Source organism: Flavobacterium sp. HNIBRBA15423 (genome assembly GCF_052655965.1).
In genome coordinates, this window is the sequence record NZ_CP199751.1 from 3,762,847 (window position 1) to 3,788,607 (window position 25,761).

At 28.4% G+C, this 25,761-nt stretch carries 25 protein-coding genes; 13 read left to right on the forward strand and 12 right to left on the reverse strand.

Going from position 1 to position 25,761, the window contains the following annotated elements; translation table 11 throughout:
- Positions 1-6: 6 nt before the first annotated feature.
- The 9 genes from atpB to ACULEV_RS16815 form a co-directional block, all read right to left on the reverse strand.
- A complete protein-coding gene (atpB, locus tag ACULEV_RS16775; RefSeq protein ID WP_445458560.1) occupies positions 7-1,185 on the reverse strand; it encodes a F0F1 ATP synthase subunit A in 1,179 nt (392 codons plus the stop codon).
- Between the two features lie 117 nt (positions 1,186-1,302).
- Positions 1,303-1,695, reverse strand: a complete 393-nt coding sequence (locus ACULEV_RS16780; protein WP_445456195.1) for a hypothetical protein — start codon at positions 1,693-1,695, stop codon at positions 1,303-1,305.
- Positions 1,692-1,943 carry an AtpZ/AtpI family protein gene (locus tag ACULEV_RS16785; RefSeq protein ID WP_445456196.1) on the reverse strand — a complete coding sequence of 84 codons (252 nt, stop codon included), beginning with the start codon at positions 1,941-1,943 and terminating at the stop codon, positions 1,692-1,694. The genes ACULEV_RS16780 and ACULEV_RS16785 overlap by 4 nt, the downstream gene beginning before the upstream one ends.
- A gap of 31 nt (positions 1,944-1,974) precedes the next feature.
- On the reverse strand, positions 1,975-4,815 hold the full coding sequence (locus ACULEV_RS16790) for a TonB-dependent receptor (protein WP_445456197.1): 2,841 nt from the start codon (positions 4,813-4,815) through the stop codon (positions 1,975-1,977).
- A 311-nt stretch (positions 4,816-5,126) separates the two neighbouring features.
- Positions 5,127-5,522 carry a bactofilin family protein gene (locus ACULEV_RS16795; protein WP_445456198.1) on the reverse strand — a complete coding sequence of 132 codons (396 nt, stop codon included), beginning with the start codon at positions 5,520-5,522 and terminating at the stop codon, positions 5,127-5,129.
- Positions 5,523-5,560: 38 nt separating this feature from the next.
- Positions 5,561-8,155, reverse strand: a complete 2,595-nt coding sequence (gene porW, locus ACULEV_RS16800; protein WP_445456199.1) for a type IX secretion system periplasmic lipoprotein PorW/SprE — start codon at positions 8,153-8,155, stop codon at positions 5,561-5,563.
- Positions 8,156-8,261: 106 nt separating this feature from the next.
- Entirely contained in the window at positions 8,262-8,927 is a 666-nt protein-coding gene (locus ACULEV_RS16805) for an aspartate kinase (RefSeq protein ID WP_445456200.1), read from the reverse strand.
- A gap of 54 nt (positions 8,928-8,981) precedes the next feature.
- A complete protein-coding gene (locus ACULEV_RS16810; protein WP_445456201.1) occupies positions 8,982-9,341 on the reverse strand; it encodes a YraN family protein in 360 nt (119 codons plus the stop codon).
- 33 nt (positions 9,342-9,374) lie between these two features.
- Positions 9,375-10,274 carry a S66 peptidase family protein gene (locus tag ACULEV_RS16815; RefSeq protein WP_445456202.1) on the reverse strand — a complete coding sequence of 300 codons (900 nt, stop codon included), beginning with the start codon at positions 10,272-10,274 and terminating at the stop codon, positions 9,375-9,377.
- Positions 10,275-10,460: 186 nt separating this feature from the next.
- Between ACULEV_RS16815 and metG the strand changes: the two genes are divergently transcribed.
- The 4 genes from metG (at position 10,461) to ACULEV_RS16835 (ending at position 15,722) form a co-directional block, all read left to right on the forward strand.
- Positions 10,461-12,524, forward strand: coding sequence for a methionine--tRNA ligase (gene metG / locus ACULEV_RS16820; protein ID WP_445456203.1), 2,064 nt, complete (start codon positions 10,461-10,463; stop codon positions 12,522-12,524).
- A gap of 1 nt (position 12,525) precedes the next feature.
- Positions 12,526-13,221 (forward strand): HAD family hydrolase, encoded by a 696-nt coding sequence (locus ACULEV_RS16825; protein ID WP_445456204.1) that lies wholly within the window; start codon positions 12,526-12,528, stop codon positions 13,219-13,221.
- 194 nt (positions 13,222-13,415) lie between these two features.
- A complete protein-coding gene (locus ACULEV_RS16830) occupies positions 13,416-14,819 on the forward strand; it encodes a hypothetical protein (RefSeq protein ID WP_445456205.1) in 1,404 nt (467 codons plus the stop codon).
- A gap of 3 nt (positions 14,820-14,822) precedes the next feature.
- Complete coding sequence (locus tag ACULEV_RS16835; protein WP_445456206.1) at positions 14,823-15,722, forward strand: histone deacetylase family protein; 900 nt, start codon at positions 14,823-14,825, stop codon at positions 15,720-15,722.
- On the opposite strand, the gene ACULEV_RS16840 is transcribed toward ACULEV_RS16835, so the two are convergent.
- From ACULEV_RS16840 to ACULEV_RS16850, 3 genes are all read right to left on the reverse strand, one after another.
- Positions 15,719-16,096: an HRDC domain-containing protein gene (locus ACULEV_RS16840; RefSeq protein ID WP_445456207.1), complete on the reverse strand. Its 378-nt coding sequence runs from the start codon at positions 16,094-16,096 to the stop codon at positions 15,719-15,721. The genes ACULEV_RS16835 and ACULEV_RS16840 overlap by 4 nt on opposite strands.
- A 150-nt stretch (positions 16,097-16,246) precedes the next feature.
- Positions 16,247-16,570 (reverse strand): single-stranded DNA-binding protein, encoded by a 324-nt coding sequence (locus tag ACULEV_RS16845; protein WP_445456208.1) that lies wholly within the window; start codon positions 16,568-16,570, stop codon positions 16,247-16,249.
- A 200-nt stretch (positions 16,571-16,770) separates the two neighbouring features.
- Positions 16,771-18,558: an SLC13 family permease gene (locus ACULEV_RS16850; protein ID WP_445456209.1), complete on the reverse strand. Its 1,788-nt coding sequence runs from the start codon at positions 18,556-18,558 to the stop codon at positions 16,771-16,773.
- 149 nt (positions 18,559-18,707) lie between these two features.
- Between ACULEV_RS16850 and ACULEV_RS16855 the strand changes: the two genes are divergently transcribed.
- From ACULEV_RS16855 to ACULEV_RS16895, 9 genes are read left to right on the forward strand one after another with little or no spacing between them, the layout of a single operon-like run.
- On the forward strand, positions 18,708-20,234 hold the full coding sequence (locus tag ACULEV_RS16855; RefSeq protein ID WP_445456210.1) for a carbon-nitrogen hydrolase family protein: 1,527 nt from the start codon (positions 18,708-18,710) through the stop codon (positions 20,232-20,234).
- A complete protein-coding gene (locus ACULEV_RS16860) occupies positions 20,234-20,713 on the forward strand; it encodes a DUF6265 family protein (RefSeq protein WP_445456211.1) in 480 nt (159 codons plus the stop codon). The genes ACULEV_RS16855 and ACULEV_RS16860 overlap by 1 nt, the downstream gene beginning before the upstream one ends.
- Position 20,714: 1 nt before the next feature.
- The gene (locus ACULEV_RS16865; protein ID WP_445456212.1) at positions 20,715-21,206 is read left to right on the forward strand and encodes a hypothetical protein; all 492 of its coding nucleotides are present in this window, start codon (positions 20,715-20,717) and stop codon (positions 21,204-21,206) included.
- Between the two features lies 1 nt (position 21,207).
- Positions 21,208-21,744, forward strand: coding sequence for a YfiT family bacillithiol transferase (locus ACULEV_RS16870; RefSeq protein WP_445456213.1), 537 nt, complete (start codon positions 21,208-21,210; stop codon positions 21,742-21,744).
- Between the two features lie 2 nt (positions 21,745-21,746).
- A complete protein-coding gene (locus ACULEV_RS16875) occupies positions 21,747-22,097 on the forward strand; it encodes a hypothetical protein (protein WP_445456214.1) in 351 nt (116 codons plus the stop codon).
- A gap of 15 nt (positions 22,098-22,112) precedes the next feature.
- A complete protein-coding gene (locus tag ACULEV_RS16880; RefSeq protein WP_445456215.1) occupies positions 22,113-22,541 on the forward strand; it encodes a hypothetical protein in 429 nt (142 codons plus the stop codon).
- Positions 22,532-23,959, forward strand: a complete 1,428-nt coding sequence (locus ACULEV_RS16885) for a hypothetical protein (protein ID WP_445456216.1) — start codon at positions 22,532-22,534, stop codon at positions 23,957-23,959. Before ACULEV_RS16880 ends, ACULEV_RS16885 begins: the two co-directional genes overlap by 10 nt.
- Positions 23,952-24,818, forward strand: a complete 867-nt coding sequence (locus ACULEV_RS16890; protein WP_445456217.1) for an SDR family NAD(P)-dependent oxidoreductase — start codon at positions 23,952-23,954, stop codon at positions 24,816-24,818. The genes ACULEV_RS16885 and ACULEV_RS16890 overlap by 8 nt, the downstream gene beginning before the upstream one ends.
- A 2-nt stretch (positions 24,819-24,820) precedes the next feature.
- Positions 24,821-25,744, forward strand: coding sequence for a DMT family transporter (locus ACULEV_RS16895; RefSeq protein WP_445456218.1), 924 nt, complete (start codon positions 24,821-24,823; stop codon positions 25,742-25,744).
- Positions 25,745-25,761: the final 17 nt, after the last annotated feature.

Here is a 25,761-nt window from a genome sequence, read left to right on the forward strand (position 1 = left end):
TTCTAATTAAACAATTGCATTATCATGATCTCCTAATAAATCCTCACTATGGTGTTCATCATGATGATGATCTTGAACAGCCATTCCTATAAACAAAGAAGATAACATTGTAAATATAAACGCTTGCAAAAATGCAACTAAAATCTCAATAATTGAAATAAATAAAGTCAATGCTAATGAGATTGGCATATCTGCTGCAAGATTTTTGCCCACAAATATCATTGCAATCAAACTCATGATTACTACGTGTCCCGCAGTAATATTGGCAAACAAACGAATCAATAATGCGAAAGGCTTTGTTAATGTTCCTAATAATTCGATTGGCATTAATATTATTTTCATTGGTATTGGAACTCCAGGCATCCAAAAAATATGTTTCCAATAATCTTTATTAGCACTAAATTGAGTAATTAAGAAAGTAAATAAAGCTAAACATACAGTTACTGCTATATTACCTGTCACATTAATTCCTAGCGGAGTCATTCCTAATAAATTTAACAACCAAATAAAGAAAAACACAGTTAATAAAAAACCCATGAATTTTCTATATTTTTTTTCACCAATGTTTGGAATTGCAATTTCTTCACGAATAAAAATGATAAGTGGCTCTAAAACTCTACCAAAACCTGTAGGAATAGGTCCTTTTTTATAAGATTTTGCTAACCCAATAAACATAAACAATAGCAAAGCAGAAGTGAACAACATAGAAACCACATTTTTCGTAATTGAAAAATCTAATGGTTTATCATTAATTGGATGATGATGTTCATCAAAGGTTAATTCACCTGATGCATCTGTTTTATAAATTTTACCATGGTATAATTTGTAATAATTTCCATTATTTTCAGCAACAGTCTCTCCATGATGTAATTTTGAAGAAGAAAAAACTTGCAACCCATTATCAAACAAAATTACAGGCAAGGAAAAACCATAATGCATTCCTTTTTCTTCATCAGAAAAGAAATTAAAATCATGAGAGTCTTGTAAGTGATGTTCGATATAAGCATTAACTTTATCTTTTTTTGATAAAGGCTCTTCCGTTTCATGTCCTTCAACATGAGATTCGTGAGTTTCTTCAACAACTACTTGAGCAGAATCTAAAACTGTATTAGCTGAGCTAAAAAAAGGTACAATCGCAAGTGCGAAAGCTACAAATAAATGAAGTGGTCTTTTTGAAATCACCATAACGTTATAAAATGTTCTTTTTACGGTCGTTAAAAATTTTTGCAAAAGTACAATTTTAATTAATATTTCAAGTTTCTAAAATACTTTTTTTTGTGAATTTGCTATTTTTTTTATCTTTTATGTCTTTTTGTTTAATAATCTTGCTGTAAAATAGACATCTATAAATAAATAGATAAGGAATAAACAAAAAAAGTAAGTTTTTTCAAAACTATTTACAACTGTTGCATTTAATACTGGAGCAATAAAAAAATAAGAGAAAATTACTTTAATTGTTAGCGTAACCATAAAAACATATCCTAAACTATCTTTATTCTTATAGCGTATAAAGTCATGAATTAGTAATAAAACAAGACTGGAAATCGTAAAAAAAACAAGCATTTTGCTTAAAGAGTAAGTTGTTTTTTCAAATTTTGTTTCTAACTGAAAAACAGAAACTAATAACATATTGGCTAAAAAAATTACAATTATAAATAGTATAAACTGTAAATATAAGGCTCTATCTAATTTCATGAGTCTTCTTTATTGATTTGATTTACTTGTTTAATAACAAAATAAAGTGATATAAAAACGCCTAACAAAGTTATTACATTTTCTAGGTAATTTGTCTGATATTTATCATCTAAAAAAGCTCCTAAGTAGTTAAATATAAAAATTACAAATGCCATTTGAAATGGAATTGTTAATAAGGATAACCATTTGTTATATTGATTTTTTTTCACACCACAAAGATAGATATAAAAAAAGAGGTTGCGAAACACAACCTCTTTTAAAACTAATTCATAATGTTATTTAAAACTCATATCTAACTGTAAAGTTCCATGTTCTTCCTAAACCAAAGAAAGCATTGTTACCTCCAGCGATACCATTATATATATTCCCATTTTCATTAAAAGTTGCTCCATTTACATCAGAAGGATCAACACCATTTGTTTGATAACTTGTATTTGATTCAGAAATATATTTTCTGTTTAATACATTATCTATATTTAAACGTAAATCTATAAAATTAGTTACGTTAATTCTGAATCTATAAGAAGCAAACGCATCTACTACAGCAAAACTTGGTAATCTAACTGGTGATTTAAAAGCAAAATCATCTCCGTAGAAAGCTGGGTCATATCTTTCCAATGATGGAGAAGCATACATTTTATCAGCATATTTAATATTAGACCCAAATCTGAAGTTTTTAAAGAACTCATAATCAGCTCCAAAAGAAGCCATAAGTTGTGGAGCTCCTCCTATTTTATGATCATTTATGTATAATGTAGAAACTGGAGTTGTACTTCCTGGGCGTAAATCATAAAATATTGCATTAGAACTATATTTCCAATCTCCTAACGACAATGTTCCGTTTAAAATCAATCTTCTTATTGGAGCAACAGTAATGTCTAACTCTATTCCTCTGTTAACTCTATTAATTCCAGAAGTAGTACCAAAATTTCCATCTTCTGGGCTATAATATGGTGTTTCAGCGTCTTTATGATCTGATGAATATGCACTAATATTTAAACTAATACTTCTCGACCTAAATCCGTAACCAACTTCAATTGATTTAAACTTCTCATTTTTATAGTAAGGATTAACATTATTATTTAAACCACTATATACTGTTACGAATACTGGTTGTCTTGAAACAAATCCTGCATTTGCCCAAACATTATGTTTAGAAGTAACATTAAAATTAACACCGAATTTCGCATTATAACCATCAATAGGCAATTCACTTGTAGCATTACTTGTATTATTGTCTATATCATACACATCTGAACCTGGATTAGACTCAGCATAATTTCCTAAAGAATAGTTAACTCTCTGAATAAATTGTCTATTAAATCCTCCTTGTGCTAAGAAATTTAATTTCCAAATATCATATTCGATTTGTGCATAAGACCCCAAGTAAGCAATTTTAGCATCATATTTATAATCTACTGGAGTAGCTCCTAAATTTTTCTTTGTAAAATCTAAAAGAGGTTCAGGTAATGCTGTATTATTTGTATTCAATGAAAAACTTGGAGTTGTATAGTAGTCAGGATCATAACCATCTGCTCCAAATAAATCATTTACAATTCTTGTTTTATTATAAACTGTTTTTCTAGCATCTAAACCATAATTTAATTTTAAATTATTAGTTAATTGTGTACTTAGGTTTATAATTCCACCATAAAAGGTTTGGTTTGTTATTTCAGACAATAAAGAAATACCAGTATCTGTACTAACAAAACCATTCCCTTGATCTCCATTCCAAATTGAATTGATGTATTGACCATTATAATTTTCAGAACGAGTTACAACACCATAAAAAGGTAAATCTGTTGGTTCACCAGAATTGAAACTATTAATTGTATTTAAATCTACTTGTCCATTTGCATCAACAAAATAATCCCAACTTAGTCCTAATATTCCTCCAGAGAAGTTTGTACTTCCGCTAGTTCCTTTTGAACCATATAATTTAGCCGATAATTGTGTTTTATCTGTAAAATTGATATCCCATTGAAATATCCCTAAAGGTTTATGTCCAAAATTTACTTTTGTCGCATATTCTTCATTATTTAAATAACCCCAATCACTATTATATTTGTAGTTTGGGTCATCTACACCATTACCTCTTTCAATATAAGTTGATAAAGCAATATCTGAAACTCTTTGATTATGCCATTGTGGTGATCCAAAAACTTTAAATTGAAAATCATGTTTCTTTTTCTTAAATCCTAAAGCAATATAGTATGAATAAGCTTCAAAATTGGTAGATTTTACATATCCATCTCCTGAAGTTAAACTTAATAAAACATTTGCTGAAAAACCACTTTGCAACAAACCTGTAGCATAAGAACCTACAAATTTTCTATATCCATCATTACCTGTTGAATTATATAAAAATCCTCCTTTATCATAATTCGCATTTCTTAAAATCATATTCATGGTACCAGCTACAGATGAATTAACTAGCTTAGAAGCTCCTAATCCTCTTTGTAACTGAATTGATGAAGCGACATCATTCATTGAAGCAATATTTGCCCAGTCAACAATACCTGCTTCTAAATCATATACTGGAATACCATCAATCATTGGAGAAATATTGTTTTGCTCAAAACCTCTAACATTCATTCTAGTATCTCCATATCCACCACCTACTCTAGAAGTATAAACTCCTGGCATTTGACTTGTTAATTCGATAAAATCTTTATTAGATGCTTTTTCACGCATTTCATAATTTCTCATTGTTGAAGAAGAAATAGGTGTTTTTCTATCTTTAATAACGTCAATACTCGATGTAGTTACTATAATATCTCTTTCAGTAACTGTATTTTCTTCTAAATAAATTACTCCTAAATCAATTGTAGACTCATCTCCTTTACCATAAAAAGGAATCGATTTTGTTATAAATCCATTCATTGAAATTTCAACTGTTCCAAAAGTTTTTGTAGTAATTACTTGAAAACTTCCGTCAAAATCTACTGAAGCTTGATCTACAGATGAAGTTCCATCTGCTTTAATAGATACTAATGCTCCAAATAAAGAAAGTTTTTCTCTATCATCTTTAACAACACCTTTGAACTTTGTTTGTGAATATCCCTGAAAGGAATTTAAAACTAATAAAAATACCAGTGAATAGTAAAAAATCTTTTTCATAAAAACATGTTTTTTAAACGAGTGCAAATTTTGTCTAAAAAAAAAGTTAAAAAAAAATTGGATTTTTTAATAAAATAACATTCTTGTATGATTTTCTTATTTTTTGTGTAATTAACTGTTTTTTTAGTGTTAAAATTTTAAAATTAAAATTAAAATTCTTCTTCAAAAAAATAAATAATTATTATTTCTTGTTATTTTATTAGGTAAAAAATAAAAATACAGAACTGCATTATTTTTTTAAAAACAATGTTATAAAACGACAAAAACCCCTTTAAAAAAGGGGTTTTTGTCGTTTTATAACATTGAAAGCACTACTTCTTATCTCCTTTTACAGTCTCAATTGTACTTTTTTGTTGAGATTTCATTGAACATGTGGCTTCAAAAATTGCTCCAGACTCAACAGAAAGTCTTCCTACAACAACATCGCCTTTTATATGTGCTGTAGATTTCACTGTTAATAATTCGTCTACTTCTAGCTTTCCTGTGTATTTTCCTTCAACATCAACATTCTTACATTTAATGTCACCTTGAACTTCACCTGATGTTCCAATTACTAATTTTCCACCTGATGTATAATTTCCTATTAGAGTACCGTCTAATCTAAAATCTTCTTTAGTTTCAATATCTCCTCTTATTATAGTTCCTTGTACTATTCGGTTCGTTTTTCCTAATGGGTTATTTTCTGGCTTTTTATTTTTATCAAACATAGTTTTGTAGACTTTGGGGGTTATTTATTATGTTGTCTTTATTTAATCCATTCTTGAAGTTTCTTCTTTACTTGTATTATTTTATAGTCATTAGAAGAAATAACATATACTTTATCTTTAATTTTATAATCTTTATACTCCTGTAATACACTTAAAGTGGCTTTGGCTACTTCTTCTGTAATAAAACCATGGATAACAATGAAATCTTCATCTATTGTATAAATATCTACTGAACGCTTTAAATCATCATTTCTTCTTGATTCTAAATACTTATCAATTTTTTCAATTAATTTTTTAGCACTTTCTTGCTCTTCTGTAGTTTTTTTAGGAAAAACTAATTTCCAAGAATCTGATTCATTGGTTCCAAAGTCTAATAATTCCAACTTAGGAATATGATTTTGTAGTAATTCTTCTGCTTCTTTCCCTTCATCTGTATTTGGATATGTTAAAGAAACATAATTTAATGCTTTTTTATATTCTTCAAGACCTTTAAGTCTTCCTATTACATTTGCTTTTAACATTTCAAATTTTGGTAATGACTCTTCTCCAAAATATTGTTCAATCCTTTCTTGAACTTCACTAAAAACTTCTCTTAATTGATTTTCTGTATATCTTTTATAAAGCTTATTAAAAACCACCTCTGGTCTAGAATCATCATCATCAACATTTAAAGAAGGATTTTTGAGTATTTGTGCATATCTACTTTCTGGATATTGAGTGATAATTTGATCTTTAAAACTTTGTGCTTTGTTTGGGCTGATAATTTCGTATATTTTATACAAATTATATTTAGCTGGAAGTATTAATCTTTCTTCAGGATTATTTTTAAGTAATTGCTCTAACCTATTTGCAGCTAATTCATATTCTTTAAATTTTTCTTTATAAATAGTTCCTAATTGATAGTAGGCAAAATTTCTATCTCTAGCCAAAGAGTCTATTTCAGACTGTTTTGTAGGTAATTTTGAAAGATAAAAAGAAACATCATATTCTGGTTTATTAACAATTGTGTTTAAGGAATCGTTGCTTGCAGTAGCATTCTCTTCTTCTTCATTTTCATTAGTATTAGAAGAATTGTTTTTAGTTTCAGATAATTTCCAATTTTCTCTTAATTCTCGATTTCCCCATTTACTTTGAAAGTCTTTTTTTCCATAAGCAACTGTCACAGGGTTATAAAAATAAAATGTACTTTGCTCTTCTTTATCATTTGGTGGAAAAATTCCTGGAGGTAAATTCCCCGAATTTAAATTTTTAGCAGTTGATATTGATTGATTTTCTTGCTTTATAGCTTCTAATTCAGCTTTTTCAGCTTCAATCTTTGCTTTTAGTTCATCTACTGCTTTTATTTTTTTAATATGTTCTTCGTAATAATTTTTCCTATCATTCTCACCCATTGCTACAATAGAAAGAATACTATCATTTTCATGTGCAATAGTTTCGTATTTAATTACATCTTCTAAATTATCTCTTTTCTTTTTAATTTTTCTGTACTCTCTTGTTCTATTATCAAGTTGGATTAAAGTACTATCATAATACTGACCTGCCACTTTATATTCGGCATTTTTAAAATACATTTCTCCAATGTTTCTATAATTAGAAGCCATTAAATATCTATCTTGAGAAGATGCTCTTAAAGATTTATTATACCATTTTTTTGCAGTTGAATCTATTTCTTGTTTGTCATAAAAAACACCCATCTGATGATACAAAACATCTAAAAAAGGTCTGTTTTCTCTATCTTCAATTAATTTATTGAATTTTTCAGTAAACAGTAGTGTATCTCCATTCTTGTAATCAAATTGAGCCGCTTGCCTTGCATGAGCTTGTATAACGTACCTTCTTGGTGATCTTCTATTCATATCAATCACCTCTTGGAAAGCAACATAAGCACTGTCATTATATTCCAAAGACTCATATAATTGTCCTAAAATGAAGGAATATCTAGCTTTTTGCTCTTTATTTTTTGTAGTCTCTTTTGCAATTTTAATTGTAGCAATAGCACTATCATTTGCACCTATATTCATATAAGCTTCCGTTAATATTGCATTGGCATCTGCTAAATCTTGATCTTCAATTTTTTCGTCTTCCAGTAATTTTTTGAGATTTTTTATTGCTGTTTCTTCATTTTCTAAACGAATATTAACTTTTTCTCTCCAAACTTTAGCATGATAAATTTTATCGCTATTTGGATATTTATAAAGAATATAATTCAATGCTTCTAAAGAAGGTAAAAAACGATTGTCATAATAACGTGCTTTCCCTAGTAAAAGGTAGGCTTCATCCATTTGAGGGTTTTTCTCTTTCCCTTTTATATTCATTGAATGCTTCTGGATAGCCTTTACAGCCTTTTCTTCTGCTCTTTCAAAGTTTGGGTTTTTAGCTTCTCCTGGCATCATATCCTCTTCTTGTACTGGCATCCTTTCGACAGGTAATATTTCCCAAAAATTATCTTTATATGTCAAAACTAAATCAGCCTTACCTGCATCTAAAGCTAAGTTACCATTATATAAAATATTATATTCTGTTGTAACTGCATGAAAATTTCTATTGATAAACTTATCTTTCTTAACAGAGCATGCTATTAGAAAGAAAAGAAAACCAACTGTAAATGAGTATTTAAGTATATTGTTTTTCAAGATAAAACGCTTTAATTCTTTAACTACAAATTTCTCTTTTTAGTATAAAGAATGGTAAAAATACATTTCTTTTTTTGATGTAAAAAAAAACAACCGTTTTTTTACGCTAATCCTGAATGCTTTTTAAATCTTTAATAGCTTTGAAAGCAATATCAATTTGATTATCACTAACAATAATTGTAAACTCATTAGTCGTAGAAATCACTTCATGAATAATTATTCCTTCCCATGCTAATCTTTGAAAAATATAATAATAAACACCTGGAACGGATACATTTTCCTGAGGTAATTTTACTGTAATTGAAGATAAGTTTTCAATTTTATGTGTTATTTTTTCTGTTTTCAATAAATCTGCTACTAAATATGAAGCTGATGTACTGATAATAATATTAGATTCATTAACACCTCTTGATGAAGTATAAAAAACATCTGATTCTTTATTAATTTCAGATAATAATTTTGCTTGGTTATCTAAAAGTGTTTCGGAAATAGTAAAAGCATAATCAGTTAAAGAAGAACGAACCGTTATTTCTCCTGTGTTTTTTAAAACTCTAGAAATTTTATGATTAATTTTAAAATCTAGTTCTTCTGAAAGTCTTTTTAATGACATAACTACAGCTCCTTGCTTAACATCTTTTCCTAGTTCTTTTTCAAGATAAGGCATCATTACTCTAGATAAGGAAGTAAGGTTAATTATTCCTTGTGATAAGGAATTTAAAAGAAATGGTTTTGATTTAATATACTGTTCTACAACTGAAGAAATAGTTTTCATTATGCTTTATTTTTTACAAATATAGCAAAAAACACAAAATGTTATATTTATAACTTAAAAATAATAAAAAGCTTCTTCAATATGTTCTATAACAAATTTTGATTTTTCTTTATGAATAGCAATAATGTCAAATCGAACCTCAACTTCTAAATCATTAGAAATAACATATTCATTAATTGCTTTTACTAATAATTGGATTTTTTTTGGCTTTACAAAATCTTGAGGCAACCCAAAATCGATACTAGAACGGGTTTTGACTTCTATAACAGCTAAAACATTGTCTTTTTGAGCAATAATATCGATTTCGGCTTTATCAAAAACCCAATTAGTCTCCAAAATATCATATCCTTTTTCTTGAAGAAATACAACAGCTTTTTCTTCTCCTAATTTCCCTAATTCATTATGTTCGGCCATTTATTCAAGTGGTTAGTAAATAGTAAAAAAGGATTAGTTTTTAAAAACTAATTTGATTTCTTTCTCGTTAACTTCAAATTCTACTTGGCTACCTAAAATTAAAGTACGATTATCTTTTTGATGACCTGCACAAAATTCAAAAGCAACAGGAATATTATACTCTTTAGCTATAGCTGTAATAATTTGAACTTCATTTTGTCCAAAAGGAATTTCGTTATCATGCATATCATGCATACTTCCAACAATAATTCCTGATACTTTTTCGAAATATCCATTTCTTTTTAAATTATACATCATTCGATCAATATGGTATAAATATTCGTCTAAATCTTCAATAAAAAGTATTTTACCACTTGTATTAATCGATGATTTGGAACCTAATAAACTATATAATATAGAAATATTTCCACCAACTAATTCTCCTTTGGCATTACCTAGAATATCATAAGTTTTTGAAGAAATGATATATTCTAATTTTTTACCAAACAAAGCGTTTTTGAATGTTTCCTTTACTTCTTCTGGAGCTCTTGGAACAGTAAAAGGCATAATTGAATGCAGAGAAGCAATGTTCAAAGTATTCAAATGACTATGTAAAACTGTCACATCACTAAACCCCATAATCCATTTAGGCTTTTGTTTAAATTTTGTAAAATCTAACAAGTCAATAATACGAACAGTACCATAACCACCTCGTGCACACCAAATTGCTTTTATATCATCATCATCCATCATGTTTTGCAAATCAGCAGCACGTTCTGTATCAGTTCCTCCTAATTGACAACTATCTAATCCAATCGTTCTACCTAATTTTGCTTTTAAACCCCAAGATTCTAATAATTCAATCGCAGGTTTAGCTTCTTCTGGCATAAATTTTCTAGCGGTACAAATAATAGCAACTGTGTCGCCTTTTTTAAGATAAGGTGGAATTTTCATTTTTTGTTGAGAATGTGAGTATAATGATAAAAAAATTAGTATTACAATATAATTAAACTTCATAAATTGTAAAAGTTTATCCCAAAAGTACATAAATAAGATATAAAAATTCGTCAAATCATTCCTAAAGAATTATTTTTGCATGTTTTTCTGAATGAATATCAGAATCTAAAATACAATTAAATTATGTTAGAAAGTCCGAAAAGATATACCATCACTGCAGCTTTACCTTATACTAATGGTCCAATCCACATAGGACACTTAGCAGGTGTTTATGTTCCAAGTGATATTTATGCAAGATATTTACGTTTACAAGGAAAAGATGTTGTTTTTGTTTGTGGAAGCGATGAACATGGTGTAGCTATTTCTATGAAAGCTAAGAAAGAAGGCATAACTCCGCAAGAAGTAATTGATAAATATGATGGTATTATTCGTCAATCTTTTATAGATTTTGGAATTACATTTGATAATTATTCAAGAACATCTTCAAAAATTCATCATGACACTGCTCAAGAATTTTTTAAAAAATTACATAGTGAAGATAAATTCATTGAGCAAACTACTGAACAATTATACGATGCAAAAGCGGATCAGTTTCTAGCAGATCGTTTTGTAACTGGAACTTGTCCGAAATGTGAGAATCCTGAAGCTTATGGAGATCAATGCGAACGATGTGGTTCATCTTTAAATGCAACCGATTTAATTAATCCAAAATCGACTATTACAGGAGACACTCCCATTTTAAAATCAACAAAACATTGGTTTTTACCTCTAAATGAATATGATTCATTTCTAAAAGAATGGGTTTTAGAAGGACATAAAAATGACTGGAAATCGAATGTTTACGGACAAGTGAAATCTTGGGTTGATGGTGGTTTAGAACCAAGAGCTGTAACTCGTGATTTAGATTGGGGAATTGATGTTCCTGTTGCTGGTGCAGATGGAAAAAAATTATATGTTTGGTTTGATGCACCAATTGGATATATTTCTGCCACAAAAGAGTGGGCTACAAGAGAAGGAAAAGATTGGGAACCTTATTGGAAAGATGAAGAAACTAAACTAGTTCACTTCATTGGTAAAGATAATATTGTATTTCATTGTATTATTTTTCCAGTGATGTTAAAAGCGGAAGGAAGTTATATTTTGCCAGATAATGTTCCTGCAAACGAATTTTTGAATTTAGAAGGAAATAAATTATCTACTTCAAAAAATTGGGCGGTTTGGTTGCACGAATATTTACAAGATTTTCCAGATAAGCAAGATGCATTGCGTTATGCTTTAACAGCAAATGCTCCAGAAACGAAAGACAATGACTTTACTTGGAAAGATTTTCAAGCAAGAAATAATAACGAATTAGCAGCTGTTTTTGGTAACTTTATTAATCGTGTGGTGGTTTTAACCAATAAATATTACAAAGGTATAATTCCAACACCAAATGAATTTACAGCAGTTGATGAACAAACCTTAACTGAATTAAAAGCTTATCCAGCAGTTATTTCTAGTTCGATTGAACGTTTTCGTTTTAGGGAAGCTTTAGGTGAAGTAATGAATGTAGCTCGTTTAGGAAATAAATATTTGGCAGACGAAGAACCATGGAAAATGGTAAAAGAAAACCCAGAAAGAGTAAAAACACAAATGTATATAGCGTTGCAAATTGCCTCAGCATTAAGTATCTTATGTGAACCTTTTTTACCTTTTACCTCTACTAAATTAAAGAGTATATTAAAACAAAATGATTCCAATATAAACTGGAATGACATTTCTAAAAGAACTAATCTAATTCCAGCAGGACATGAAATTGGTCAAGCTGAAATTTTATTTGCACAAATAGATGATGTCGAAATTCAAAGACAATTAGATAAATTAGAAGCGACTAAAACAGCTAACAAAATGGAGAATGCAAAAGCAGAACCTCAAAAAGAAATAGCAACATTTGACGATTTTTCAAAATTGGATATACGTGTAGGTACAATTCTAGAAGCTGAAAAAATGCCAAAAGCAAATAAACTTTTAGTTTTAAAAGTAGATACTGGAATTGATGTAAGAACTATCGTTTCTGGAATTGCAGAACATTTTTCGCCTGAAGAAGTTATTGGGAAACGAGTAACCGTTTTAGTAAACTTAGCACCAAGAGCTTTACGTGGTGTAGAAAGTGCTGGAATGATTTTAATGACCAATAATGCTGAAGGAAAATTAGTATTTGTAAATCCTGATGGTGAAGGCGTTATAAATGGAGCTTTGATTAGTTAGTATGAAAAATATAAAAACAATAGCCTTCGACGCTGATGACACACTTTGGCATAACGAACCTTATTTTGATGAAGCACAAGCGCGTTTTTGCGAACTTTTTCAAGATTATGCTTCTAGTCAAGAAATTTTAGGTTTAATATTAAATCATCAGGTTAAAAACTTACCGCTTTATGGTTTTGGAATTAAAGCTTTTACACTGTCTATGGTTGAAACTGCTTTAAAAATCACCAACCATACTATTACTGGAAAAGGGATTGAAAAAATCCTGACTATTGGTAAAGATTTATTACAAAAACCAGTTGAATTATTGCCAAATGTAGAAACAATATTACAAGAACTAAAAGGAAAATACAAACTAATTGTTGCTACAAAAGGAGATTTAAAAGACCAACATAGAAAATTACATGATTCAGGAATTGGTCATTATTTTCACCATATTGAAGTATTAAGTGATAAAACAGAATTAGATTATACTAAAATGCTTGGCCGTTTAGAAATTAATGCTCAAGATTTCTTAATGATTGGAAATTCCTTAAAATCAGATGTATTACCTATTCTAAATATTGGTGGTTATGGCATTCATGTGCCTTATCATACAACTTGGGAATATGAAAAAATTGATTTTGAAATTGAACATGAAAATTTTAAATCAATCACATCTATTACTGAAATTTTACCTCTTTTGCAGACTAGTTAAAAATTGAAAAAGAATCTAATATTACCAATTGAAATTGAGAATAGTATTTTTGATTTTTTCCGAAATTTGAAAACCCTTTTTTAGTATTACATATAAATATAATTTTTTAACATTTCACTGTATATTAAACTTTTATCATACTTTTAACTGAACAATAATGCGTTTTGATTTATATTTGGTTTAAAATTTTATTTATGAGAAAAAACTTTCTTTTGTGTTATCTTTTTTTGAGTTTTTCTTTTTTTGGCCAAATAAAATTAGCTGATGTTTCTGTAGAATTAAAAAGAAGTAGTGATTTTCATCAACTAATTACACAAGTCAATCCAGAAACAGCTGAAATCTTTTCTTTTGCTTCTGATAAAGAAAAATTTACTGGCATAAAATTTAATAATGCTGTTTTCTTTTCAGATAGTTTATCTGTCAAAAAACCTTTTAACTTTCGTTATATAATGGGTTCAGGATTTACTGAAAGCAATAATCCTGTGTGTTATTGGGCAACTGAGGACTTAGAAAAATTTATAGGCATTGAATTTGATTTTAATTCTCATACTACAAAAACAATTCAATATAACGTCAATTTAAAAAATCAAACCGTTTTTGCTGATTTTTCAGAAAAGGGAATTCTATATTTTCTTACTGAAAAAAAAGAGTCAAAATCTCTTCAGTTAATTTCTATTCAAGGTCACAAAGTAACTACAAATGAACTCGATTTTTCAAAATTTACAATTGATAATCAAAATCTGAAAAAAGCAACTTTATTAGAATTACTTCATCAATTCGGAATTACTAAAATTGACACTAAAGGATTTAATTCGTATGTTATAGGAACTAATCCTATAAAATACTATTTGCGAAATGATACTTTAGTAATCACTTTAGATAATACAACTAGAAAAACACAAATTTTTGAAATTAATCTGAAATCTTATGAAATAAAAGAATCCGTTTTTAATCAAAATAATATACCAGACATACAGCAAACTAATTCGCTATTATTTGAAAATTATTTAGTTCTATTAGAATTAAATAAAGAAGCATTTGATATACAAATTCTAGATTATTCAAATAAAAATCTTGTTCAAGAATATCAAATTAGCGAAAACCAACCTTTACCAATTAACACCAAATTTCTTACTCAAACAGGAAATAATTCTCCAAGAACAATTAAGAATAGTAAGAAATTTATAAAAAGAATATTCTATGGAGATATAGGTGCCTCTTTATATAACTTAAATGGAAGTTATATTGCTACTTTTGGTGCTTCAAAAGAAATTATACGAAATAGAGACATCCTTTTAGGTGTTGGATTAGGTTTATCATCTATTGCAACTGGTACTGGATTTGATTCTGATTTTTTAGGAGGAAATTTCATTAATCAAAATGTGTTTTTCGATGTACGTTTCAACTCTAATTTTAAACAAATAGACAATACAACTGAACCGCTTTTTGTTGATAAAATTGCTCAATTCATTACAGAAAACAGAAATGTAAAATATGAACATTATTTCCCTTATAAAGATTTCTATATCTTGAGTTATTATGATAAAAATACCAATGAAATTATACTTAGTAAATTTACAGATGGTTTTGATTACTAATTTATGTTTCCAATAGCTTATCATTCTATATACAAACATCCTTTGCCAGAAGGACATCGTTTTCCCATGATAAAGTATGAATTGTTACCTCAACAATTATTACATGAAGGAACTGCAACAGAAATCGATTTTTTTGAACCTATAATTTGTGATTTACAACACGTATTGGCAATTCATTCTAAAGAATATGTTGACAGCTTATTAAAACTCACATTAGAACCTAAAGCCGCGAGAAAAATTGGTTTCCCTCTTTCGGCAGCATTAGTTGAACGAGAATTACGTATCGCACAAGGAACAATTGATGGTGCAATAAAATCTTTTGAAACTAAGATATCTTTTAATATCGCAGGAGGAACGCATCATGCTTACACTAATAGTGGTGAAGCTTTTTGTTTACTAAACGATCAAGCAATTAGTGCTCAATTTTTATTAGATAACAACTTAGCCAAGAAAATCCTAATTGTAGATTTAGATGTGCATCAAGGGAATGGAACAGCTGAAATTTTTCAAAACAATTCAAAAGTATTTACTTTCTCTACTCATGGTAAAACTAATTATCCTTTCAAAAAAGAGGTTTCTGATCTTGATATTGCCTTCGCTGATGGAACAACTGATAATGAATTTTTAAAAACAATTTCAGAAGTTATCCCAAAACTCATTGAAGAACAAAAACCTGATTTTATCTTTTATTTAGCTGGAGTTGACATCTTAGAGAGTGATAAATTAGGTAAACTTTCCTGTACCATTGAGGGTTGCAAAAAAAGAGACGAAATTGTTTTTGGACTTTGTGATAAATTTCAAATTCCTATTCAAGTTTCTATGGGTGGTGGTTATTCTCCAACTATAAAAACTATTATCGAAGCACATGCCAACACTTATAGAGTTGCTAAAAATTTTTTCTAAAAAGCATTCAACACGCTTATAATTTCATCACCATATTTTTCAGTTCTTTTTTCTCCAAAGCTTTTCAATTGAACCAAGTCTTCTACCGTTTCTGGTTTTGATTTAGCAATCGCCATTAAATGTGAATTATGACAAATTCTAAAAGCTGACCAACCTAATTTTGAAGCATAATCATTTCTCCATTGCTTTAATGCTAAAAAAATTTCCTTTTCAAGAGTGGATAAATCTTCAAAACTCAGTTTGTCTTTTAAATCATTTTGAAATTGATTTTTAGGTTCATAAAAAACCACTGCTGACCAATAATCTGTGGTTCCTGTAGTAACAAAATTAGTTGAAGTTAACTTTACTTCTACAGAATCTAAAAATTCATTCATACGGTTTTGATCTATTATACAAAACTCTTTGCTCAATCGTATATTGAAAACTCTAATATTCATATTTACTAAAAGATTAAATTAAAAAAGAGGTAATCAAAAAATGTTCTAATTAACAAAACTTCTGTTTTAATTACCTCTTTCAAAAAATTATTTTCCTAAAAGCAAAACTTCATTGGCAACAATTTCTGTGATATAACGTTTAACACCATCTTTGTCATCGTAACTTCTGTTTGTTAATTTGCCTTCAATTCCTATTTCTTTTCCTTTAGTAACATATTTTTCAATAATTTCTGCCGTTTTTCCCCATGCAGTAACTCTGTGCCATTCTGTTTTCTCTACTTTATCTCCGTTATCTTTGTAATAAACTTCATTTGTAGCGATTGATAAATTGGCTAATTTTTTTCCAGCATCTAATGTTTTGATTTCTGGTTCTTGACCTACGTGTCCGATTAATTGTACTCTGTTTTTCATGGCGTGTAAAATTTTAAATGGTTTATATGAATTATTTTTGTCTAATAAAACTTTTAAATTGATTTTTGAGAATGCAATTGTAACCGTTTCATTTCGACAGTGCAAAGATTAGATATGTTTCAAAAAGTATTCGGTAATTATCTACTTACTTTCGTTTGTAAGTGTTTGTAATCGTTTGAAAATGAATAAATATCTGAATATTAAGTATATAGTATTGGTAAAATAATAGAGGCAATTACTAATAGAATTAATGACAAAATACCTCCTATAATCAAAAAGTGTTTAAATCTATAAATTCCCATACCATAAATAATGGCATTTGTTTGATAACCCATTGGTGTATAAAAACTAAAATTAGCTCCAAACATAACTGCATATAATAATGGCTTTGGATTTAAATTCATCTTTTGTGCAACAACAATAACAATAGGTGCAAAAATTATAGCTGTAGCATTATTAGAAATAAAACCACTCATTAATAAACTAAAGGCAAATACAATGGCAATTACTGCAGATGTAGGTACTGTTTTTAAGAATGAATACAAATGACCACCGATAAAATCATCTGTTCCTGTATTTTTCATAGCAATTCCCAAAGGAATCATTCCGGCAAGCAGAAAAATAATTTGCCAATTTATTCCTGAATAAGCATCTTTTAATTGAATACATCCCGAAAACAGACACAGAGCAACACCAATTAATGCACTTTTTAAAATAGAAAAAGTATTAGTTGCCGAAAGAATAATGACAACTAAAATAGCTAAAAAAGAAATTAACTTTTTATAGTTTGGAATATTAGGAGTAGTCAATACTGAATTAGCAAAAAGTAAATTATCTGAATTGGCAATTTTCTGTATTTCACTTAAATTACCTGTTAACAAAACTCTATTTCCTGGATTTATAAACTTTTTCGAGAAAAATTTAGTAATCATATTTGGATATTTCTCATATGCTTTTTCACTGGTTACTGCTTTTACTGAAATATTTTCTGGTAATTTTTCATTAAACTCTTTTACAGTCATATTTACATATCTAGAATTTGGCAAAATAATTACTTCATGATATTCGTTAGTATATTGGTCTTCAATTAAATTTTGATCAACTCCAAGAATATTTAGACCAAGACTTTCAGATTTTGATGTTAAATCTTCAATTGTTAAATCGAGCCAAAGAATATCATTTTCCTGTAAAATTTCTGATTTTAAATCTGTTCTTAAATAGCGTTTTCCTCTTTGTATTTTTATTAACCGAATACCATTTTCATTTCGAATTTCTGTCTCATAAGGCTTTTTTCCAATTAATTTAGAACCTTCTCTAATTTTTACAGAAGTAATATAATTAAACTTATCTGCTAGATGAATTTCTTCTTCTTTTTGTTGTTCTGGTAAAAAAAGTTTAGACAAGAGAAAAACTATAGGAATAGCAATAAGAAGAAAAACAACACCCGCTAGGGAAAACTCAAAAAAGGAAAATTTTCCTATTCCACTTTTGTTTGATATTCCTGAAACAATTAAATTAGTACTTGTTCCCATAAGGGTACAACTTCCTCCTAAAATTCCTGCAAAAGAAATAGGCAATAACACTTTTGTTTTGTCAATTTTTCCAAGTTTGTCTAATTCATTTATTAATTTAATAAAGATTATAACTACAGCTGTTGTTGCAATAAAAGAAGAAAAAACACCAACAGTAATCATTAGCAATGGCAAAAAAATCCAAAAAGGCCAATTCATTATTGGAACTATTTTTTGAGCCATCAAAGCAACTACACCATTTTTTTCTAATCCAATAGCAATAATCATTAAGCAAAGAATCGTTAATACTGAATTATCTGAAAAACCAGAAATCGATTCTTCAGGAGTTACAATTCCAAAAACAAGTAAACTAATTAAAATAAAAAATGCCGTTTTATCTACTGTGAATTTCTCGCTCACAAATAGGATGAAAGCAATAATTAATATTACAATTACAATACCTATTTCTAAAGTCATACTAATTTCGATTTAACTATAAAAGTAAGAAAAGAATTCTAAAAAAAATTATAAGATTTCAATAGAAAGTTATAAGATTCTAGTCCTACTTGTAAACGTTTGTAAGTGGAATTATTTTTTGCTACATTTGGTAAAAATCAAACATCTATATGCCAGCACATATTAAATCTATAGAATTACGTAATTTACAAATTGAAGATTATAAAGAATTAAAAAAATCTATGATTGAATCTTATCCAGAAATGGTAGATTCATTTTGGAAAGAAAGTCATATAGAAATTCTACTAGATAAGTTTCCAGAAGGACAATTAGTAATTGTTGTTGATGGAGTAGTAGTTGGCTCTGCATTATCCTTATTAGTAACTGAAGATTTTGCTTTTAAAACAAGAACTTACAAAGCTATAACTTCTAATTATACTTTTAAATCTCATAATCCTAAAGGAGAAGTTTTATATGGAATTGATGTATTTATCAACCCTCAGTATCGTGGTCTTCGATTAGGCAGACGTTTATATGATGTTAGAAAAGAATTATGTGAACAATTAAATCTAAAATCTATCATTTTTGCAGGAAGAATTCCGAACTATGGGAAATTCAAAGATGAAATTACTCCAAAAGTCTATATTGAAAAAGTAAAGAAAAAAGAAATATATGATCCTGTTTTATCTTTTCAATTAAGCAATGATTTTCATGAAGTTCGTGTTCTTAAAAATTATTTAGAAGGTGATACGGAATCACAAGAATATGCTGTTTTATTAGAATGGAATAATATCTATTATGATGATAGCCCAAAATTAATCAATACCGAAAAAAGTGTTGTACGACTTGGATTAATCCAATGGCAGATGCGCTCCTTAAACAATTTAGAAGCCTTATTTGAACAAGCTGAATTTTTTATTGATGCAGTTTCTGGTTATAGTAGTGATTTTGCTTTGTTTCCAGAATTTTTTACAGCTCCTTTAATGGCTGATTATAACCATTTATCTGAAGCAGAAGCCATTAGAGAATTAGCCCGCCATACAGAAGCAGTTAAACTTAAATTTCAAGAGTTTGCTATTTCTTACAACATCAATATTATTACTGGAAGCATGCCTTTTATAGAAAATGAACATGTTTATAATGTTGGTTTTTTATGCAAACGAGATGGAACAAACGAAATGTATCGTAAAATACATATTACACCAAATGAAGTTTTTCATTGGGGAATTACAGGTGGAGATACTATACAAACTTTTGATACCGATTGCGGCAAAATAGGAATTATGATTTGTTATGATGTGGAATTCCCAGAATTATCACGCTTAATGGCTGATGAAGGTATGAATATTTTATTTGTACCTTTCTTAACAGATACTCAAAATGGTTATACTCGTGTAAAAAATTGTGCACAAGCTCGTGCTATTGAAAATGAATGTTATGTTGCTGTAGCCGGCTGTGTAGGTAATTTACCTAAGGTAAATAATATGGACATCCAGTATGCACAAGCAGCCGTTTTTACTCCTTCCGATTTTGCTTTTCCTAGTAATGGAATTAAAGCAGAAGCAACTCCAAATACAGAAATGACTTTAATTGTAGATGTTGATATGGATTTATTGAAAGAATTACATGAACATGGTAGCGTAAATACCATGAAAGACAGAAGACATGATTTGTACCAACTTAAAAAAATGAAATAATGAAAAAACTTCTTTTAGCATTTGTATTGACTTCTTCATTATGCTTTGCCCAAAATACTTTACATTATAATGATGAAAAAGGTTCTGAAAAAGCAACTCTTAATGATATTTCTTGGTTAGTTGGAAATTGGAAAGGAGAAGCTTTTGGAGGAACATTTCAAGAAAACTGGAGTAATCCTTTAGGAAATTCTATGATGTTCGATTTCAAATTAGTGGTTGATGGAAAAGTGGTTTTTTATGAAATTGGTCATATTATAGAAAAAGACAAAACGCTTTTATATCAAATCAAACATTTTGATGCCAATTTAAAAGGTTGGGAAGAAAAAGACCAATCAGAGGATTTTAGATTCATCAAAAAAGAAAGTAATAGAATGTATTTTGACAACTTTACTTTTGAAAAAGTTTCAGATAATGAAGTGAATTTGTATGCTTATTTTGAAGACTCTAAAAAAGAAGTAATTTTTAATTTTAAGAAGTAGGATGAGTAAAGTTTATTTAATATTGCTTATAGCTTCTACTAATTTATTCAGTCAAGACATTTTAAAATTTGACGAAATTTATACTGAAAACAATTTAACCTTTAAATCAAATAATAGGAAACTCTTTACTGGAATAGCTGAAAAATATAAACATAAAAATCATTTAGTTTTAGAAGTGTTTTTCATAGAAGGAATTATGGAAAAAGGTAATGTCTATTTCAATGGAAAAAAGAAAATTATTTCAGAAACTAGATTTTATTATCCTACAAGAAGAATAAAGACAAAAATAAAATACTCATTAGATCACACATATAAATGGTTTACTCATTACAATGAAAATGAAGAAAAAACATTAGTTGAAGAGTTTGAAAATGGTATTTTAAAGTATAAATGTAATTTTTATAATGGTAGAAAAAATGGTACAGAATATTGCTTAAAAGAAAATGGTGATGAATTTGAGAATACTTATAAAGATGGAAAACTAACAAATTAACATGGAACTAGAACAACTAAAATACCCAGTTGGACAATTCAACTGTCCTGAAGTAATAACAGACGACATTTTACATTCATGGATTTCTGAAATCCAACATTTTCCTGAATATGTAGTGGCTGTTACCAATGAACTATCCAAAGAAAAATTACAATGGAAATATCGTCCTTATGGTTGGAATATTAAACAAGTAGTGCATCATTGTACGGACAGTCACATGAATGCTTTTATTCGATTTAAGCTGGCACTCACAGAAGAAAACCCAACAATAAAACCCTACGCAGAAGATTTATGGGCCGAGTTAATTGATGGAACTGATGATGATATTTCCTATTCTTTATTAATTTTAAAAGGATTGCATCACAAATGGCATTTAGTTTTAATTAATATGGATGAAGAAGATTGGGAGAAAACCTATTATCATCCAGAAACTAAAAAAGCATTTACACTAAAAAGTGTAGCTGGTCTTTACGCTTGGCATTGCAAACATCATTTGGCACATATTAAGCAAGCTTTACTACATGAAAATAAGTTTTAATTATGGCAAAATTGTGTTTAGAATGTAATGAAAAAATTATAGGAAGAGAAGATAAAAAATTCTGTTCTGATGGTTGTCGTAATGCATATAACAACAAAATGAACAAAGATCAAAATAATTTAATGCGTAACATTAACAACAAATTGCGTAAAAATTATCGCATTCTTTGTGAATTAAATCCAGAAGATAAAACTAAGACTACAAAAACTAAACTGGTAAGCAAAGGTTTCGATTTTGAATTTTTCACTTCCATTTATCAAACCAAAACAGGAAATACTTATTATTTTTTATACGATCAAGGCTATATGGCTATTGAAAATGATGGTTTTGTGTTGGTTAAGAAGGATAGTTAGATTGTTAGAAAAAAGATGAAAGAGAAAAGAGAAAAGAAAATAAGCATTTCCTCCATTTTTGCAATAGGTATTTTATTTTGCATATTTACATTTGCTCTATATAAGGCAAACAATAAAGAAAACACAACTTTTAATAAAACAACGATTGCCTTCGCAAGCCGTTTTGAAACTACTGGTAAAACAAAAGGTTTAATTTACTATTTCTACAACAATGAGATTAGATATGTTAGTAAGACATCTGGGAAAGATTTATATAAAAGTGATTTAAAGAAATTCTATAAAATTAAATATAATGAAGAAAATCCTGAAGAAAACCGTATTGTATTAGCTGCCAATATTTATCCCGACTCGATTTCCTTAGTAAAAGCAGGTTTCAAATACAAAAAATATTACGAGCATGATATTGCAACCAATACTTATATCGAACATTCTAAATGGGAATAAAAAATTTAACTAAACGAATTCAATTTAATGAACCCATACCCATTTCAAAATTTCGCTTTTGGACAGGTTTTATCATAAGTGTTTTGCTTAGTTTTTCATTGTACCAATTTTTTATCTTTGGTAGAGATTTGCTTCGTTTACTTACTTTTAGTGATCATTTCAATTATTTGGAATTTTCTGAAAACGAACTCCTTTTTTATAATTTATTCTACGCTTTTTTGGCTTTAATTATTGGACAAAGTTATTTTCTAAAAATAGTTTTTGATACCAATAAGAAATTTGGAGAAAAACGCATTCAATTCAAACGAAAAAAAATAGTCCATAACCAAAATATATGGATATGGTTTTTCTTATTATGGTTTTTCCGATTCGCTACAATGTATAGTTTTTTAAACATGGTTGGTTTTGGACAAAAAGTAAATTATGCACCTGTTTTTTATGAATATTTTAGTTTTTATAAAGAATATCCTTATTTGTTAGTATTAATTCTACTTACTTTATTTTTACAATCTTGGCAAGGGTTAGGTTTAACCATTCGCAATTATTTCAAATACTTAATGGGTTCTTTTCTATTAATTTCCGTTTTAGCTTTTGGTTTTACCAATATTAATCTGGTTGATTTTGAAAAATATTTTAAGGAACAACATGCTCAAAATCCTTATATAAAAGAAAATATCCAATTACCAAAAGTCCATTTTATAGAATCACTTTCGTTAAGACATAAAGAAAAGGAGTTTTTTATAACTAAAGATTTAAAAATTATTTATAACAATAAAGTACTCGATTCGATTGCCCTTATCAAAAATCTTAAAGATGATTATTTTTATAGTCATTCAAGTAGTTTTAATTCTTTTATTCAGTTAAATATAGACGAAAATGTTCCTATGAAAAAACTTGATAAAATACTAAAAATAATAAATAGAAATTCTAATTATCAGGTCGCTTTTGCTGCATATCCAAAAGAAATAAACTTGAAAAAAGAAATCTACCAAGAACATTCTGTAGGTCTATTTGAAAATAATTCTTTTAAACCTAACTATGAAAATCTTATTACTTTACATTTAACAAATAAAAATGAATTTTTTTTAAACAACAATCCCATTTTTTGTAATGATATTGCAAATACTATTGCAAAAAAAATAACTGAAAACGAAAATTATTTAATTTCAATAGAGCTCCCAAAAAACCCATTACTTTCTCAATATATGCAACTTCTTTCCTATTCAAGAGAAGGATATCTTAAAGCTTGTCGGATTATTGGTAGAGAAAAAGGAGTTGATGATTTAACAATAGAATATTTTCCAAATCAAATTTTAGATTTTAATACGGTTGAAGCTAAGCAATTAGAATTACTATCAACTATAGATTTCAATAATTTACCAATACCAATATTAGAATTTGAAAATGAAGATGAATAAAAAAATCTCCATACTAGGTTGTGGTTGGTTAGGTTTACCATTAGCCAAAACATTAATTGAAAACGGTTTTTCAGTTAAAGGGTCAACCACTTCGGAAAATAAACTTGCTTTATTAAAAAAAAACAAAATTCAACCGTTTTTACTTTCTCTATTTGAAAACAAAATAGAAGGAAATAGTAAAGATTTTTTAAACGATTCTGAAATTTTAATTATTGATATTCCTCCTAGGTTGAGGAGAGACATTTCTATTTCATTTGTGGATAAAATAAAAACTTTGGTTACCCAAATAGAAAAATCTCAAATTAAAAAAGTGCTTTTCGTGAGTTCGATTTCTGTTTATAGCGATATATTTCCTATTAAAGAAATAACAGAAGAAACACCCACAAATCCTGATACTGAAAGTGGTAGACAATTAGTTGAAGTAGAGCAATTATTATTGGGTAACCCAAATTTTGAAACCATAATTATCCGTTTTGGAGGGTTAATTGGAGAAGACAGACATCCTATAAAATACCTCGCTGGAAAAGAAAATGTCGAAAATCCTGATAGTCCTATTAATTTTATTCATCAGGAAGATTGTATTGGAATAATTACAGCAATTATTGAAAAAGGACTTCGACAGGTTCAGTCTGATAATAAAGAGAATGATGAGATGCTGAAACAAGTTCAGCATGACAATATAGTGTTTAATGCCGTTTCACCTCAACATCCAAAAAGAGTAGAATATTATCACAAAAAAGCAAAAAATATGAATTTGGCTTTACCTATCTTTGCGAAAAATACAGAATCAAAAGGTAAAATTATCTTAAGCACTAAAATTGAAACTGTATTATCTTATACTTTTAAAAAAGAGATATAAAAATGGCCTATTTTAGTGTTTTTCATGAATATATTAAGCAAAAAAAGAGTGCTATTGGATTACCTTTTTTAGCGCTTTGTTGGATTAGTTTTTTTTGGGGTACAACTTGGATTGCTTCCAAAGAAGGTGTAAAATACATGCCAGCCATGCAATTGGTTGTTTTACGTCAATTTTTTGGAGGTATATTCTATTTAGTTTATTTCTTATACAAAAAAGCACCTTGGCCTACACAAAGACAATGGAGAAATATCTTAGTATTAAGTATTTTAAATTTTATGTTGAGTAATGGTTTAAGTACTTGGGGTGTGAAATATATTTCTAGTGGTTTAGGAGCAATTATTGGTTCTATTTTTCCACTTTGGATTGTTATTATCAGTTTTTTTAGAGGTGAAAGAATTTCATGGAAAGCTGTTTTAGGTTTGGTTATTTGCTTCTCTGGAATTTGTGTTATCTTCTACGATTATCTTAACGATTTTTTAGAACCTGAATTTCGCTTTGGAATACTGCTTTCAATAATTGCTACTTTTACTTGGGCATTATCTTCTATTTATATAAGAGAAAACAGAACTAATTTCAATCCGTATTTTAGTTTAGGGTTGCAAATGTTAATTTCCTGTATAGCTATTTTTAGTGTGATTCAAACTACAGGTGAAACTATTCCTTTATCTGAAATTCCAGCTATTTCATGGTGGTCCATTGCTTATTTAGTGGTTTTTGGTTCAGTGTTAACTTTTATCGCTTTTATTTATGCTTTGGAAAACTTGCCTAAAGAAGTGAGTAGTTTGTATGCATATATTAATCCAATGGTAGCTTTGTTTTTTGGTTATCTTTTATTTAATGAACCTTTTACCATTTCGATAGCTATTGGTGGATTTATTACCCTTACTGGGTTATTTTTGGTAAATAAAGCAATAAAGAAACTATGAAAAATCCCAAGCTTACA